This window comes from Streptosporangium heterodermiicola (assembly GCF_051390675.1).
GTDB lineage: Bacteria > Actinomycetota > Actinomycetes > Streptosporangiales > Streptosporangiaceae > Streptosporangium.
In genome coordinates, this window is the sequence record NZ_JBPJSR010000016.1 from 1 (window position 1) to 14,803 (window position 14,803).

Annotated in this window: 14 protein-coding genes; 2 read left to right on the plus strand and 12 right to left on the minus strand. The window is 71.8% G+C overall.

The genetic code is table 11. From position 1 onward, the window contains the following. The 4 genes from ACSC1Q_RS29815 to ACSC1Q_RS29830 form a co-directional block, all read right to left on the minus strand. A partial coding sequence (locus tag ACSC1Q_RS29815; protein ID WP_436762008.1) for a hypothetical protein occupies positions 1-328 on the minus strand: 328 nt, incomplete at its 3' end. Next, on the minus strand, positions 325-963 hold the full coding sequence (locus ACSC1Q_RS29820) for a Gfo/Idh/MocA family protein (protein ID WP_436762009.1): 639 nt from the start codon (positions 961-963) through the stop codon (positions 325-327). The genes ACSC1Q_RS29815 and ACSC1Q_RS29820, both read right to left, overlap by 4 nt. Before the next feature lie 50 nt (positions 964-1,013). Next, the gene (locus ACSC1Q_RS29825; protein ID WP_436762010.1) at positions 1,014-1,757 is read right to left on the minus strand and encodes a GntR family transcriptional regulator; all 744 of its coding nucleotides are present in this window, start codon (positions 1,755-1,757) and stop codon (positions 1,014-1,016) included. 138 nt (positions 1,758-1,895) lie between these two features. Beyond that, positions 1,896-2,207: a hypothetical protein gene (locus ACSC1Q_RS29830; RefSeq protein WP_436762011.1), complete on the minus strand. Its 312-nt coding sequence runs from the start codon at positions 2,205-2,207 to the stop codon at positions 1,896-1,898. Between the two features lie 125 nt (positions 2,208-2,332). Between ACSC1Q_RS29830 and ACSC1Q_RS29835 the strand changes: the two genes are divergently transcribed. Then, positions 2,333-2,644, plus strand: coding sequence for a hypothetical protein (locus tag ACSC1Q_RS29835; RefSeq protein WP_436762012.1), 312 nt, complete (start codon positions 2,333-2,335; stop codon positions 2,642-2,644). Between the two features lie 953 nt (positions 2,645-3,597). Then, complete coding sequence (locus ACSC1Q_RS29840; protein WP_436762013.1) at positions 3,598-4,053, plus strand: hypothetical protein; 456 nt, start codon at positions 3,598-3,600, stop codon at positions 4,051-4,053. 153 nt (positions 4,054-4,206) lie between these two features. Here the strand turns inward: ACSC1Q_RS29840 and ACSC1Q_RS29845 are convergent, their stop codons facing one another. From ACSC1Q_RS29845 to ACSC1Q_RS29880, 8 genes are all read right to left on the minus strand, one after another. Next, positions 4,207-4,464, minus strand: coding sequence for a VOC family protein (locus ACSC1Q_RS29845; RefSeq protein ID WP_436762014.1), 258 nt, complete (start codon positions 4,462-4,464; stop codon positions 4,207-4,209). Continuing rightward, on the minus strand, positions 4,371-4,634 hold the full coding sequence (locus ACSC1Q_RS29850) for a VOC family protein (protein ID WP_436762015.1): 264 nt from the start codon (positions 4,632-4,634) through the stop codon (positions 4,371-4,373). Before ACSC1Q_RS29850 ends, ACSC1Q_RS29845 begins: the two co-directional genes overlap by 94 nt. Before the next feature lie 8 nt (positions 4,635-4,642). Beyond that, positions 4,643-5,635 (minus strand): NAD-dependent epimerase/dehydratase family protein, encoded by a 993-nt coding sequence (locus ACSC1Q_RS29855; RefSeq protein ID WP_436762016.1) that lies wholly within the window; start codon positions 5,633-5,635, stop codon positions 4,643-4,645. A 68-nt stretch (positions 5,636-5,703) separates the two neighbouring features. Next, on the minus strand, positions 5,704-7,989 hold the full coding sequence (locus ACSC1Q_RS29860) for a SulP family inorganic anion transporter (RefSeq protein WP_436762017.1): 2,286 nt from the start codon (positions 7,987-7,989) through the stop codon (positions 5,704-5,706). 72 nt (positions 7,990-8,061) lie between these two features. Further along, positions 8,062-9,663: a hypothetical protein gene (locus ACSC1Q_RS29865; protein WP_436762018.1), complete on the minus strand. Its 1,602-nt coding sequence runs from the start codon at positions 9,661-9,663 to the stop codon at positions 8,062-8,064. Positions 9,664-9,846: 183 nt separating this feature from the next. Further along, entirely contained in the window at positions 9,847-10,413 is a 567-nt protein-coding gene (locus ACSC1Q_RS29870; protein ID WP_436762019.1) for a YbhB/YbcL family Raf kinase inhibitor-like protein, read from the minus strand. A 319-nt stretch (positions 10,414-10,732) separates the two neighbouring features. Then, positions 10,733-11,131, minus strand: coding sequence for a hypothetical protein (locus tag ACSC1Q_RS29875; RefSeq protein ID WP_436762020.1), 399 nt, complete (start codon positions 11,129-11,131; stop codon positions 10,733-10,735). A gap of 1 nt (position 11,132) precedes the next feature. Beyond that, the gene (locus tag ACSC1Q_RS29880; RefSeq protein ID WP_436762021.1) at positions 11,133-14,777 is read right to left on the minus strand and encodes an SNF2-related protein; all 3,645 of its coding nucleotides are present in this window, start codon (positions 14,775-14,777) and stop codon (positions 11,133-11,135) included. Positions 14,778-14,803 lie beyond the last annotated feature (26 nt).

Here is a 14,803-nt window from a genome sequence, read left to right on the forward strand (position 1 = left end):
GGCCAGGGCTCTCCTGGGCGGTGGCGCCGCCCAGGACGGGGGTGAGCCGGCCGTCCACGATCACCGCGGTCACCACCCCGGCCGGGAACGCCGCCGCTCCGCCGCTCGTGCCGAGTCCTGCCAGCCTTCCTGTGAAGGTCCGCGCGACCGCGACCCCCAGCACGTACGGCCCGGCGAAGAGCACCACCACGAGGAGCCCGGCGATCACCCATCCCGGCGAGCGGGGGAACCCGAGCCCCAGCCTGATCAGGGTGGCTCCGTCGTTGGCTCCGCTGATCAGCACGAAGAGGACCGCCACCACGGCGAACGCCGCTGTCCACCCCGTCACAGGTAGGGCCGCTGATCACGTTTGGCCTCGCCGTAGTGTTCACGTGCGGCCCGGGTCCCGGCCAGTCCAGACACCTCGGCGATGGGGACGTCCCACCAGGCCTGGGCGCCGGACCCGCCGCCGGGGACGGTCTCGACGTGGACGACCGTGGTGCGCGCGGACGCCACCGCCTTGACCAGCGCGGCGCGCGGCGCCTCGCGCGCGGCGACGTAACCGGCGTCGAAGCGCCGCTGGAAGCCGATGTGAACGGCGACGCCGCCACGTCTGACCGCTTCGCGGACCCGCTGGGTCTCCGCCACGGTCGGGGCCGCGGGTTTCTCGCAGAACGCCGGCACTCCCCGGTCGCATGCCCGCAGCAGCGCCTCCGCGTGGGTGGAGGTCGGGGTCGCGATCACCACCGCGTCCGCGTCGAAGGGGTCTCCGACCCTGGCGCCGAGCCGTCCCGCTACCTCCTCGGCTCTGGTGAGGTCCGCGTCGGAGACGACGAGGTCGTCGACGAGAGTCGAGAGGGTGGTGGCATGGAACATGCCTATCCGACCAAGGCCCAGCAAACCCACACGCATGGCGGCTCCTGTAACAGGGGCCTCCAGTTCTAGATGAACGAAAAGTGAACCGTCAATAGTTTGTCCTGACATTCTGACTATCTATCATCATCACCGTACTGAAGCCGGGAGCGGCGTCGTGCTCAGCGCTCCACGAGGGTGACCTCAAGGGAGTAGTGGGAGGCGCGGTAGACGTGTGAGCCGTGCTCGACGGCCCTGCCCTGGTCGTCGTAGGTCGTGCGGACCATGGTGAGCAGCGGGCAGGCGCGGCGTTCGTTCAGCAGCCGCGCCTCGGCCGGGGTGGCGGCGCGGGCGCTGATCCGCTGGTTCGCGACCCGCATCCGGACGCCGGACAGGCGCAGCAGCTCGTAGAGCCCGCGAGACTCCAGGGTCTCGGCCGTCAGGGGCGTCAGCCCCAGGGGCAGCCAGTTGTGCAGCAGGGCGAGCGGCTCCCCCAGCGCGTATCTGAGCCGCTCCAGCCGGAGCACCGCGGCGCCCGGCGCGACTCCGAGGGCCTCGGCGATGCTCTCCTCGGCGGCGACGGTGTCGATGGACAGCACCCTGGTCATCGGCTTCTGCCCTGCCCTGCGCAGGTCGTCATAGAGGCTGGTGAGCTCGACCGCCCGCTTGACCTGGCCGTGTACGACCTGGGTGCCGACGCCGCGTTTGCGGACCAGCAGCCCCTTGTCGACGAGGTACTGGATGGCCTGGCGGATGGTCGGGCGTGAAAGCCCCAGCCGGTCGGCGAGCTGGATCTCGTTGTCGAGCCGGGCGCCCGGGAGCAGCTCGCCCGTCTGTATCGCCTCCGCGATCCGCTCGGCCACCTGGAAGTACAGGGGAACCGGGCTCGACCGGTCGAGGTCGATGTCCAATCTCGTCGCAGTCACCGTCGGATGATATCTGACGTCAGAATGTCCTGACCAATGGCCGATTCGGGTCGGCTCGCCGGTCTCCCGTCCGGTAACGAGGGCGTGTCGGGTGTACCTTAAAAGTAAGAATGTCTTGACAATCTGTTCACATGATGTTCATTGTTGACCCCACCGTGGCGCCGAGTCGGGGTGCTTGGCGGCGCCTGCGACCCCGATGGGCGGAAGGAGTGACGCTACCGTGTGGCGTACTAGAAAGATCATCCCTGTGGCGCTGCTGGCACTCGCCGCCGCGGCCTGCGCGCCCTCCACGGCCACCGGCGCCCCTTCGCCGGCGACGACCGCCCGGCAGCCGCTGCCCGCACCCTCGCTCGACGCGAACCTCGACCTGGACACGCTGGTCGCCGCCGCGAAGAAGGAGGGCGGTGTGCTGGTCTGCGACTCCAGCGGCGACATCGAAGAGGTGGCCAAGGCGTTCACCGCGAAGTACGGCGTCAAGATGGAAGGGGTTAAGCCGGACACCCCGCAGACCGCCGAGAAGATGATCAGAGAGCATGCCGCCGACAACATCACGATCGACGCGGCGATGTACGGCGATGTACGAGGACGGCGGCGTGCTGGTGGGCCAGCTGATCCCGCAGGGGGTGGCGCGGACCTGGGTGCCCGGCGACCTCAGGGACCAGATCCCGGCCGAGAACCAGAACCCGCTGCTCGCGCTGTCGAAGGCCACGGTCTTCGCCTACAACGTGCGGGCGCCGGGGGAGCCGGGGGAGCAGGTGACGGTCACCCGGCCCCTGGCCCTCGCCTCCCGGCCCTCATCCCTCATCCTTCGCCCCCCGTCCTTCGACCCCCGGCCCCCGACCTCCGGCCACCCTGGCCCGGCCCGCTCTCGGGCCGGGCCAGGGTGATGTGGGCGGCCTGATCGATGTCGGCACGGCCGGTGAGAACGCCCCGGCCGGGGAGTGCCGAACCGGTTGATTCCCGCTGAGTCCCGGTGTTCGTCCGTGCCGATCGGCGAGCCGCCGCGTTACCGCGGCGGCGTTCCCATTTCCTCGGCGCGTGCCCGGCGCGGACACCGGGTCCCCGTCGCCCCGTGGCGGGTCTTCGCCGTCTCCCGCACCTCCGCGCGACCTCGGCCGCGAGCGCGGCGGATCGGGAGCGCGGCCGGATCGGGAGCGTCGTTCGGATCCCGATCCGGGACCGGGTCGCACACGGTGTACCCGTGTACCCGTGTACCCGTGTACCCGTGTACCCGTGTACCCGTGTACCCGTACGCGCGTCCGGACGGGGGCGCCTCCGCGAGCGCCGGCCTGTTCCGGCACGCCTGGGAGGCGCCGGCGCCGGATGCGGCAGGCGTCCACACCAGAACCATCCGCGGTCAGGCGCTGCCCGCCGTAGCCCGGGTCCGTGCCGGAGGTGCACTCGTCCGCCACCGGGTCGTAGGTGCCGGGCACGCCGTACTCGCGGACCTTGTCCACCAGCACGGGGGGCCCGGTGAGGTCCGCGCGCATCCGCCAGATGCCGACGTCCTCCTGGGCCGCGTAGAGGACGTCCTTCTCCTGGTCCACGACCATGCCCTCGACCTGCGGCTCCCGGCCCGGCTCGTCACAGGGGGTCCAGCTCCGGCCGTTCGGCAGGGTGAACGACGGCGGCAGGTTCAGGGTCTTGACGAGCTGGCGGATCGGCGGCCGGTCGCGTGCCCGGCGGGCCGGGGCGGAGCTCGCGGCGGTCGCACCGGCCGAGGCGTCGCACCGGCCGAGGCGTTCGGCGGCGCGGCGGGGCACACTCACGGACGGATCCGCCGGTATCCGGAGTTCCCGTGCGCCCCCCAAGCGCCGGTGGGTGGTTCTAACCTTCTGTCATGAACAGCGATTTCGACTTCCTGCACGGCAGCTGGGACATCGAGAACCGTAGGCTCCTCGCACCCCTGAGCGGGAGGGACGAGTGGGAGGAGTTTCCCAGCGTCGCCGTCTGCCAGGGTTTCTTCGACGGCGCGGGCGTCTTCGACGAGATCACCTTCCCCACCAAGGGCTTCAAGGGGGTGTCGATAAGGACCTTCGACGTCGAGCGCGAGCTGTGGGCGATCTACTGGATCAACAGTGAGACCGGAGTCCTCCACAACCCCGTCTTCGGCGCGTTCGCCGACGGGAAGGGGGTGTTCAACGGCGACGAGACCCACGAGGGCACGCCCATCCGGATGCGCTACACATGGTCGGAGATCACACCGACATCGGCCCTGTGGGAGCAGGCGTTCTCCGCCGACGGAGAGAAGACCTGGGAGACCAACTGGACGATGAGGCACACCCGCCGCGCGTGACACGGCGCAGGGCAGGGTGGGTGGAGGGCGGAATCGGTCGCCCCCCACCCCCGGCCCTGGGAGCGTGGGCCGCCGTCCGGCATTCGGGGGACGGAGCCGGACAGCGATGAATCTATGCGTCCACCTACAGGATGTATGCGTAGAAATGCATGCTTACTGCAGGCAGAACTCGTTGCCCTCGGGATCGGTCATGACGGTCCAGTACTCGCCGTACTCCTCCACCGTCCGCACCTCGACGGCCCCCAGGGCGGCGAGCCGTCCCGCCTCCGCCTCCACGAGCTTGCGGCGCTCCTCCAACGACGTATCGGGCGAGCCGCTCACGTTGAGGTCCAGGTGGACGCGGTTCTTGGCGATCTTGCCCTCGGACACGCGCTGGAAGTAGAAGCGGGGCCGCCCCTCGGCCGGGTCCACGATGGCCGACCGGCTGGAACGCCTCTCCTCGGGGATGCCCTAGCCTCCTCCCACGCCTCCCAGCTGTCGAACCCCTCGGGGGGCGGCTGGAGGCGGTAACCGAGGGCCTCGGCCCAGAAGGCGGCGAGCGACGGCGGATCGTTGGCGTCGAAAGTGATCTGGATCTCCATGGAGACCCCTATGCCCACTCGGCGAGGATTCTGGCCTCCTTCTCGGGATCGATGCCGTGCCTGCCGAACACCCGCTCCGCCGGGGGGACGTCGCGGAGCCACGCCCAGGTGTCACGTACGGTCTCGGCGACCGGGCGGCAGGTGAGCCCGGTCGCGAGGGCCTTCGCCGACGACGGCGACCAGACGGCGGCGAAGTCGGGACTGTCCGGGGCCCAGAGCGGGAACTCCGTCCACGGCTGCACCTCCCGGTCGAGCAGGAACCGGTCGTCGGCCCAGACGAACTCGGCGTCGGAGCCGGTCACCGCGCGGCACTCGGCGAGCCAGCCGCCGTAGGTGATGTTGCCCGGCACCCCGCTGGCGAGGAAGCGGTCGGCCTTCCCTGCCTCGGTGCGGTCGAGGACGAACGCGGCGAGGTCGCGCACGTCGATGACCTGCATCGCGCGGCCGGGGTCGCCCGGTGCCAGCACCCGCCCGCCCCGGGAGATCCGGTCCAGCCACCACGGCAGGCGGCCCACGCCCTCGTACGGGCCCAGGATGAGACCCGGCTGGATGATCAGGGCCTCACCCTCGAAGCCCTCCTCCACCGCTCGCTCGCACCCCGCCTTGAGCGCGCCGTACTCGCCGTCCTCCGGCCCCGCGTCCGGCGCGCACTCGAACCGCGGTGAGCTCTCGTCGCACTCCTTGGTGGGGAAGTCGGCTATCGCCGAGATGCTGGAGACGTACGTGTAGACGCCCGCCCGGCCGTTGAGCCTGCGCACCGACTCGCCGACGAGCTTCGGGACCCTGCCGATGACGTCGATGACGGCGTCCCACTCCCGGCCCTCCACCAGGCGGTCCAGGTCGGCCGCCACCCCGCGGTCGCCCTTCACCGCCTCCGCGCCCGGCAGGTCCACCCCGCTGAGCCCCCGGTTGAACGTCGTGACCTCGTGCCCGCGCCGCAGCGCCTCTTCCGTGACCGCCCGGCCGACGAAGACCGAGCCACCGATGACCAGTATTCTCATAGCGCCTCATCCTGCGCGCCCGGCCGGTGCGTGACCACAGGCTTTCACCCGTGGCGCAAGCCATCCGCTCAGAGCGGACGGCTTGCGATCGGAGGATGCTCCAGCAGGTGCACCCGGGCGGTGCCGATGTCGAAGTACAGGCCGACCAGCTCCAGGTGCCCGGCGCGGAACAGCCGGTCCACCTGCGGATAGGTCCGCAGGTTCTCCAGCTGCTGGATCACGTTGACCCGGCACAGGCGGTCCAGCGGCCCGTCGTCCTCACCGGCGCTCTCTCCCTCGATGAACCGCGCCAGGGTGTGGTTGCCGTGGCGCATCCAGCGGCCGAACGCGGGCAGGCCCGCCGCCTTCTCACCCCCGCTGAGCAGCGCGGCCATCGCCCCGCAGCCCGAGTGCCCGCAGACCGTGATGGTGCGGACGTTGAGCGCGCCCGTGGCGTACTCGATCGCCGCCGCCACCGAGTCGTCCGCCGGCACCGACCCCAGCCGGGGCACCAGGTTGCCGAGGTTGCGGACGGTGAACAGGTCGCCGGGGCCGCTGGCGGTGATCAGGTTCGGCACGATGCGGGAGTCGGCGCAGGTGATGAAGAGATGCGAGGGCTCCTGCCCGCGCGCCAGGTCGTGCAGGAGGGGACGGACCAGCGGGGCCGTACGCCGGTGGAACTCCCGCGCCCCGGCCAGCAGGTCGGGCACGGCGGGACTGGTGGGACTGGTGGGACTGGTGGGACTGGCGGGAGTGTCGTCGCGGGGCGCGTGCCGGGCGGCGACCAGCGGCCGGCGGCTCGTCCGCTGCCCGTTCCGCCGGTGGGACCAGGGCAGCCACCACCGGTCGGGAGCGCGCGGCGGCGTCTTGGCGGGGAACACCCGGACCCCGCTGGCCGCCATGGAGTACCACTCGTCGTGGATCTCGTCGATGTTCACGGTCCCGCCGGCGCGTTCGTACTCGTTGCGCCAGTCGTGGATCGCCTCGAAGGCCGCGTTGTCCATGAAGTCGATGTTCAGGTCGAGGTCGACCGAGGCCCCCGCGGGGATGGCACGCAGCTCGGAGGTGAGCGTGGGCACCCCCAGGAAGGTCAGCGAGCCGGCGATCACCACGTGCCAGTGGCCGTCGGCCTCGGCCATGGCCCGCACGGTCACCCGGGTGAGGCGGCGCAACGCGAACAGCGCGGCGAGGCCGAGCCCGACCAGCACGCCCTCGGCGAGACCGAGCAGCACCACCCCGGCCATCGTGACGACGTACACCGGGACCTCGCTGTGGCCGCGCAGGTTGCGCAGGTGCCCCATGTTGACCATCTGCACGCCGATGAACACCAGGAGCGCGGCCAGCGCCTCCATCGGGATCAGCGCGATCATCCACCCCAGCCCGACCGCGAACAGCAGGATCCAGACCCCGTGCATGATCGTGGACCAGCGGCTGCGGGCCCCGGCGCGGACGTTGGTGGTGCTGCGGACGATGACCCCGGCCACCGGCAGCCCGCCCAGCGCGCCGGTCACCATGTTGGCCAGGCCCTGACCGGTGAGCTCCCTGTCGAGGTCGGAGCGCCTGCCGTCGTGCAGCTTGTCGACGGCCACCGAGCACAGCAGCGACTCCACCCCGGCGAGCAGGGCCACGAGCAGCACCGCCCCGATGATCCCGTGCCAGTCGCCCTGGGGCCAGACCGGAGCGGCCCAGGAGTCCAGGCTGGCCGACAGGTCGATCCGGGTGACCTCCCAGCCGAGCGCCCAGGCGGTCACCGAGGCGACGAACAGGGCCGCCAGCGGCGCGGGGAGGGTCCGCAGCCGCTGCGGCAGACGGGTCCAGGCGACCAGGACCGCGATGGTCAGCAGGCCGGCGAAGACCGCGTGCGTGTGGTTGTGGATGATCTGCTGGGGCAGCTCGATCAGGTTCTCGATCGCTGAGCGCTGCGGGCTCCCGCCGAGCACCACGTGCAGCTGGGAGAGGGCGATCACCACGCCCACCCCGGCCAGCATGCCGTGGACCACGGCGGGAGAGACCGCCAGCGCCGAACGGGCCACCCGGCAGACGCCCAGCAGCAGTTGCAGGGCGCCCGCGAGCAGAGTGATCATGCAGGTGGCCCGCCAGCCGTACGTGATCACGAGGTCGGCCACCACCAGGGAGAGCCCTGCCGCGGGCCCGCTCACCTGGACGACGGAGCCGCCCAGGAAGCCCGCCACCACGCCGCCCACCACACCGGCGATGAGGCCCGCCGCCAGTGGCGCCCCCGAGGCGACCGCGATGCCCAGCGAGAGGGGCACGGCCACCAGGAAGACCACCAGGGAGGCGGGCAGGTCATGCCGCAGCACGGAGCCGATGCCACCCGCTGTCAGAACACCGTCGCTCTTCGTGTCCGTCTCCATGGGGCAGACCTTACGGTGCTGCCCCATGCCATCCGGGCGTTTACCCGAGGCCTTTACGGAGGACGGAGAGAATCAGCGGTAATAGTCGGGGTAGTCGGGCTCCTGAGCCCGGTGGTGGTTGCCCCGCGAGCCGGCCCGGCCCCGCGCGTCGGTGCCGGTGGCCGCGGCCTCGGGGGCCGGTGCCGTGCCGTAGAGCTCGCCGTAGCTCGGCCAGCTCGCCGCGTCACTCCCGTTGGGAGCGCCGGGCTCAGGCCAGGCGGCCGGGCTGGCGGGGCTCGCCTGCCTGGGCTCGTAGCCGTATCCGCCCGCCGCCGCCCCGCCCCGCGGGTCGGCCGGACGGTTCGGGGAGTTGGGGGTGGGGGAGAAGGTCCGGGAGGGCCCGGTCGAGGTGGAGACGGCCGGGCTCGGGCCGGTGATCGCGTCGTCCTCGATGGTGGCCCAGCCCGAGCTGACCTCGTACGAGCCGGTGGTCGGAGCGTTGTAGACCGGCGTCTGGTACGAGGAGTAGGACGGGCCGGGGTCGTCGAGGATGTCGGCGGTGTTGGCGGTGTTGGCCGCGGGCCAGCCACCCGAGGAGGGGTTCGTGGCCTGGGCCCACGGGTTGTCCGCCGGGCCGCCGGTGCCGGGAGGCTGCGGTGGGGTGCGGTAGGAGGCGGCGAGAGGGTCGGGCATCGCGGGGAAGCCACCGCTGGTCGTGGGCCCCATCGGCGGCATCGGGGCGCCGATGGCACCGCCGCCACCGGGACGGCCGCCGGTCGGGCCGGGGCGGGTGCCGGGAGCGCCGTTGCCGTTCGCCGGGGAGGCGGCGCCGCTGGGCCGGGAGCCCGCGCCGTTCGCCGCGGAACCCGCGCCGCGACGGGCGTAGGAGCCGCCGAGCGGGTCGTTCAGCGGATCGGGCCTGGACGGGCCGCTCTGGGCGGACCGGGGCGAGCCGCCCTGGGGGGACGGGGCGGCCGGCTGCGAGGGCGCCCTGTTGCCGCCGCGACGGGAGCTCGCCCGGGAGGGGCGGGCCTCACCGAAGGCGCCGGGGGTGGGAGCCGCGAAGGTCACGGTCTTCTGCTCGGCGAGCGAGGCGGCCGTGGGAGCCGGGTTCGGCTGGACCGGGGCGACCAGGTCGGAGAGACCGGAGGGCAGCGAGGCGGAGGCGATGGCCGGCTCGGAGGCGGGCCTGGCCGGTGGGGCCGGGGGCCGCTGCGGGGTGGCGCGGGGCGGCTGGGGCCTGGTCGGCAGCGGAGCCTGCACGGTCACCGCGTCGGGGTCGGCCTTCTGGCCCTCCTGCTCGACGGGACGGCTCGCGCCCATCCGAGCCGCCAAGGACCCTCCGAAACCGCCCTCGTCAGCCTGGAGCCGCGTCCAGTAGTCGTCGTCGTAGTCGTCCACCTGGCCGAACTCGTTCAGCCCGCGCTTGCCCCGGGAGCTCGGCGGCCGCGGCTGGCGCGGCGGCTTCGGCTCGTCGAACGGGGTGAGGTCGGGGGTGAAATGGTTCATCTTCGGTTCTCTGGTGGCGAAGTCGTCGCTGGACATGGTCGGAGTCAGCGCCTCCTTCTCCGCCATCTCTCGTAGACGCTCCGCGGGGAGTGCGCTCTCCCTGCGGTTCATCGACCGCATTCCCAGTGCCACGACGACGAGCACGAGGAGCACGACGGCGACCAGGCTTACTACGACCGCGATCATTGCACCACCCTCAAGGCCATGGCCTTACAGCGGCGCCGGTGAGATCGCGCGGCCATCGACGCGACCTGCCCCCATGCATCACCTGCGCTTGGACATTGGATCTGATTGTGTCGGACCACTATGAGCGTTGTCACACCCTAAGTGAAGAATTGGTAACCATTACTACCTCCGGTGTTTGGCCAGTCACTCGATGTGCGCCGCGGTGAGCCGTCCCCAGGCGATCGTCTTGTCCGCGATGCTCTTCAAGGTCTCGTTGAGGAGAGTCCCCTTACGAAGATCGACCTTGCCGTCCAGCGCGTAGACAGTGAAACGATAGTTCTCCTGGGCGTCGCACGGAGGGCTATAGCCCACCTTGCCGCTCGTCGTGCTCCCTTCCACGGCTCCCACCGGGACGCTACCCTCCGGTAGCTCGTTAGTCCGCGGATCGATGTCGAAAACGACCCAGTTCACCTCGCCGCCGGTCCGGGAGTTGTTGTCCACCACGATTGCGACGGACTTCGTTCCCTCCGGCACGCGAGACCAGCGGAGCGGCGGGTTACCGGCCGAACCCTTGCACGAGTAGTCGGACGGCAGGGGGCCGCCGTCTTTGACCTGAGAGCTGGAGACGCTGATCGGCTCCAGCTGCAACCGCTCCGTGGAGGCCATGCCGCTCGCCATCCCGCAGCCTGAGGACATGACGACGAGCGCCGCGGCCACCGCCACTTTCGAGGTGTGCCGCGGGCGGCGCGTAGACGTTTTCGGCTGCCCCATGCCCGATGATGCTACGCGGGTCTGGAAGATGTGCAGACCGGATCGCGAGGTTCTGCCGCAGGGAAAAAGTCTGAAATAGCAGGAAATCGAGGGGCGGAAGGGGTTGGAGTGACTTCCAAAACGAGTTTCACCCACCGGCCGGGCCGCCACCCGCTGGACCGCCCATCCGCCGAGTCGCCCACCCGCCGGGTGCCTGTCCGCCGAGCCGCTCACCGGCCGGGCCGCCCGTCCATCGAGTGGTCATCCGCCGGGCCGCCGGGTGCCTGTCCGCCGAGCTCCCGCCGGCCGGGCCGCCCACGGGACCGGCGGGCCCGAGGTCTCAGTCGCCGCCCAGCTCCCGGTAGGGCTTCCTGAGCAGGTCGACCAGCGGGATGTGCCGTACCTTGACCGCGGGCGGTTCGAGGGTCCGCAGCAGCAGGTCGGCCGGGGCTCCGGTGGGGTCGGGCCGGGGCCGCAGGCGGTTCAGGGAGACGGCGGGGGAGTAGAAGTCCCCGACCCGCTCGTCGAAGGTCCGTTCCCCGGCAGTCCCTTCGTCTCCGGCCTGCCCGTCTCCGGTCCCCTCCTCTCCGGTCCGCTTCTCGAAGGCCCGCTCGTCTTCGGTCTGCTCACCCCCGGTCCGCTCCTCGGAAGTTCGCTCGCTCCCGGTTCGCTCCTCGAAGGCCCGCCCCTCGGGGGTTCGCCCGTCCCGCGGCCTGTCGCCGGATCCGGTGTCGTCCATGTCAGCTCACCGCCCCGGGGCCGAGCCGGAACAGTTCGCGCAGCTGGTCGGTGGACAGGTCGGTGATCCAGTCCTCGCCGGTGCCGACCACGCTCTGGGCCAGGGCCTTCTTGCGTTCGATCATCTCGTCGATCCGCTCCTCCAGCGTGTCAAGGCAGATGAACTTTCTGACCTGGACGTTTCTGGTCTGGCCGATCCGGAAGGCCCGGTCGGTCGCCTGGTCCTCCACCGCCGGGTTCCACCAGCGGTCGAGGTGAATCACGTGGGTGGCGGCGGTCAGGTTCAGGCCGACCCCGGCCGCCTTGAGCGAGAGCAGGAACACCATCGGCTCGTCATCGCCCTGGAAGCGCTCGACCAGCTCGTCGCGCCTGCGTTTGGGCAGCCCGCCGTGCAGCCACAACACCGGCCGGTCCAGATGGGCGGCCAGATACGGCTGCAACAGGGCGCCGAACGCGGCGTACTGGGTGAAGACCAGCGCCTTGTCGCCCTCCTCGACGATCTCCTCGGCCAGCTCCTCTAGCCGGGCCAGCTTGCCCGACCGGCCCGCCAGCCGCGAACCGTCCTTCAGCAGCTGGGCCGGGTGGTTGCAGACCTGCTTGAGCTTCGTCATGGTCGCCAGCACGTTGCCACGCCGCTCGACGCCCGTGGAGGCGTCGATCCTTCCCAGCATCTCGCCGGCCACGGCCCTGTACAGCTCGGCCTGCTCGGGGGTGAGCGTGCACCAGACCTTCATCTCCTGTTTCTCCGGCAGGTCGGAGATGATCGAGCGGTCGGTCTTGAGCCGCCGCAGCACGAACGGGCCGGTGGCCCGCTTCAGCGCCGCGGTGGCGTCGGGGTCGCGCCGCGTCTCGATCGGCTCCTGGTATCGGGTCCTGAACCGCCTGGCCGGGCCGAGCAGGCCGGGATTGCAGAACTCCATGATCGACCAGAGCTCCGCCAGATGGTTCTCCACCGGCGTGCCCGTCAGGGCCAGCCGGGTGCGGGCGGGAATGGACCGCACCGCCCTGGACTGCTGCGCCGAGCTGTTCTTGATCGCCTGCGCCTCGTCGCAGACCACCCGCTCCCACCCCAGTCCCGCGAGCGCCCCCAGGTCACGCAGCGCGGTGCCGTACGTGGTGACGACCAGGTCGGCCTCCCGTACGGCGGCGGCCAGCTCCTCGTCGCGCCTGCGCGTGCCGCCGTGGTGGACGTGGACACGGAGCGACGGGGCGAACCTGGACGCCTCCTTCTGCCAGTTGCCGATGAGTGACATCGGGCAGACCAGCAGCGTCGGGGCGGGCGTGCCGGTCTCGCGTTCGGACAGCAGGAGCGAGAGGGTCGAGATGGTCTTCCCGAGGCCCATGTCGTCGGCGAGGATGCCTCCCAGGCCGAGCCCGGACAGGAAGCTCAGCCAGGACAGGCCGCGCTCCTGGTAGGGGCGGAGGGATCCGCGCAGCGCCCGGGGCGTGGCGACCGGGGTGAGACGGCGGTCGGCCTCGCCCGAGAGAAGGTCGCCCAGCAGGCCGTCCGCGTCGACCGCGATCAGCGGCAGCCTCTCGTCGCCGCCCTCCACGACCTCGCGGATCACCTCGCCGACGGTCCTCTCGCCGCCGCCGCGCTGCTCGATCACCTTCAGGGCGGCCTTGACCTGCTGGTCGTCCAGCTCGACCCAGCGGCCCTTGACCCGGACGAGGGGGATGCGGAGCCCGGCCAGCGCGGTCAGTTCCTCCGCGCTGATCGTGTGGTCGCCGACGGCGACGTCCAGCCGGACGCTCACCCGCCCGCCGAGGCCGAACCCCTCACCGTCGCCGCCCTCACCGTCCCCACTGCTCTCGCCGCTCTCGCCGGTGAGCGTGCGGGTGGTCAGTTTCAGGCCCAGCCCCTGGCGTCCGGCCCAGGCCGGCAGCCGTACGCCGTATCCCGCCGCCCTGAGCATGGGCGCGCCGTTGCGGAGGAACGAGAACGCCCACGCCGTCTCGACCGTGAGGGCGACCGGCTCGGGAGCGCGCAGCGCGACGTGGAGGTCGGGATGGAGGCGTACGGCCCGTCCGAGGTCGGCGCGGATCAGCTCCCCGGGCCGCTCGGGCAGCCACGGCGCCCGCTCGCCGGCCCGGATCCGCTCGGCCGACAGATACCGGACGGGCTCGCGGTCCGCACGCCCCCGGCCGGTCCCGCCCTCCTCGTCGCTTGCGCCGTTTCCGCGTTCCCGGCCTCCCGGGAGCTTCCCGCTGCCTTCGTGTTCCCGGTCTCCGTGGGGCTTACCGCCGTTTTCCGGTTCACGGTCCCCTGGATGCTCCCAGCCGCTTTCGTGTTCCCGGTCTCCCGGACGGTCCCCGCCGCCTGCTCGTTCACGGTCTCCGGGATGCCCTTCGCCGCCTTCGTGTCTCCGGTCTCCCATATGCTCTTCGCCGCTGTCGCCTCCCCCGCCGGGGACGGCGTCCAGGTCGTCCGCCGGGGCGAGGCCGAACTCGACCCGCCAGGAGTCGCCGTCGTCGGCGGGCTCGATCAGCCGGAAGCAGACCCTGACCGGTCCGCCCAGCTCGTGCGCCGAGTCGAACCAGCCGGTCAGGGCCTCGCCGAGCGCCGTGGCCTCGTCCTGTCTCGCAGCGGGGAGCGAGGCGTCCTCGCCGGTCAGCGCGTACAGCCAGCGGTCGGGCAGGGCGGTCCTGAGGCCGGGACGGTTGCCGAGGATCAGGCGGCCGGGCAGTGACAGCCGCGCCGCGCCGTCGACCAGGCCGTCCAGAGCCTCTCCCAGCACCTCTCCCGCCGGTCTCTCGCGGACCACCGCCCTGCACACCGGCGGCATCGCGCCGGCGAGACCTGGCAGCGCGGCGAGGTCGGCGCCGGTCGGCACCGGGCGCCAGCGGGCCGCGTGGACCTCTCCCTCCAGGACGAGCTGCGGCAGGATCCGGCCGCGCCTGACCAGGCCGCGAGCGTGCTCGGCGACCACGGCGAGGTAGCGCAGCGAGAGCGCGGGCTCCCACGCCAGGTCCTCGGCATCCCCAATATCCCCGGCATCCCCGGCGCCGCCCGCACTCCCGGCCCCGCGACCGGCGCCGGGACCGGTGCCGAGATCGGTGGGGACGGGGCCGAGGTCCGACAGCGAGCCGAGCAGGCGGAGCGCGCCGGCCGGTCGGAAGAGCAGGGCGGGGACCCGCCAGCCGGAGATCCTCGGATTCCGGGCCCGGCTCGCCAGACCGGACTCGGGAGAGGGCAGCGGGCCAGAGGCCGAACCGGGGAGCAGGACGACCAGCTCGCGCTCGACGGCCGTGGTGTTCGTCGGGTTCGTCGGGTTCGTCGGGTTCGTCGGGTTCGTCAGGGTCGCGACGGTCCCGGTGCCCGTGACGCCTGGGATTCGCGCGACGGAGGGGGTGCCCGGGGCGGCAGGGATACCCGTGGCGGCCCCCTGAGGGGCCGCCACGGCCTCGCGGCCCCCGCCCGCACCTCGGGGGAGGGTCTCCCTCGAAACTTCGCTTAGCGGCTCATTCAGGGCTTCTATTGATAAATCCCCCAAAATGCCACCGAGGACGGTGGCCAGCGCGGCCGCGGACGCCGCGAAGGGGTGTGGGCGCAGGGCGGCACGGGAGACGGAGGCGGGGGTCTGGGCGGTGTCCTCCGCCCAGACCCCCACGAGCCCGTCCACCCACACGCCATGGACCACGAGCACGTGACCACCCCTAGTTCTTCGTTCGT

What these genes read in the sequence shown, in the direction of transcription:
- ACSC1Q_RS29820 (WP_436762009.1), bottom strand. Translation starts at nt 963, where the DNA reads ATGTCAGGACAAACTATTGACGGTTCACTTTTCGTTCATCTAGAACTG.
- ACSC1Q_RS29835 (WP_436762012.1), top strand. Translation starts at nt 2,333, where the DNA reads ATGTACGAGGACGGCGGCGTGCTGGTGGGCCAGCTGATCCCGCAGGGG.
- ACSC1Q_RS29840 (WP_436762013.1), top strand. Translation starts at nt 3,598, where the DNA reads ATGAACAGCGATTTCGACTTCCTGCACGGCAGCTGGGACATCGAGAAC.
- ACSC1Q_RS29850 (WP_436762015.1), bottom strand. Translation starts at nt 4,634, where the DNA reads ATGGAGATCCAGATCACTTTCGACGCCAACGATCCGCCGTCGCTCGCC.
- ACSC1Q_RS29855 (WP_436762016.1), bottom strand. Translation starts at nt 5,635, where the DNA reads ATGAGAATACTGGTCATCGGTGGCTCGGTCTTCGTCGGCCGGGCGGTC.
- ACSC1Q_RS29860 (WP_436762017.1), bottom strand. Translation starts at nt 7,989, where the DNA reads ATGGAGACGGACACGAAGAGCGACGGTGTTCTGACAGCGGGTGGCATC.
- ACSC1Q_RS29865 (WP_436762018.1), bottom strand. Translation starts at nt 9,663, where the DNA reads ATGATCGCGGTCGTAGTAAGCCTGGTCGCCGTCGTGCTCCTCGTGCTC.
- ACSC1Q_RS29870 (WP_436762019.1), bottom strand. Translation starts at nt 10,413, where the DNA reads ATGGGGCAGCCGAAAACGTCTACGCGCCGCCCGCGGCACACCTCGAAA.
- ACSC1Q_RS29875 (WP_436762020.1), bottom strand. Translation starts at nt 11,131, where the DNA reads ATGGACGACACCGGATCCGGCGACAGGCCGCGGGACGGGCGAACCCCC.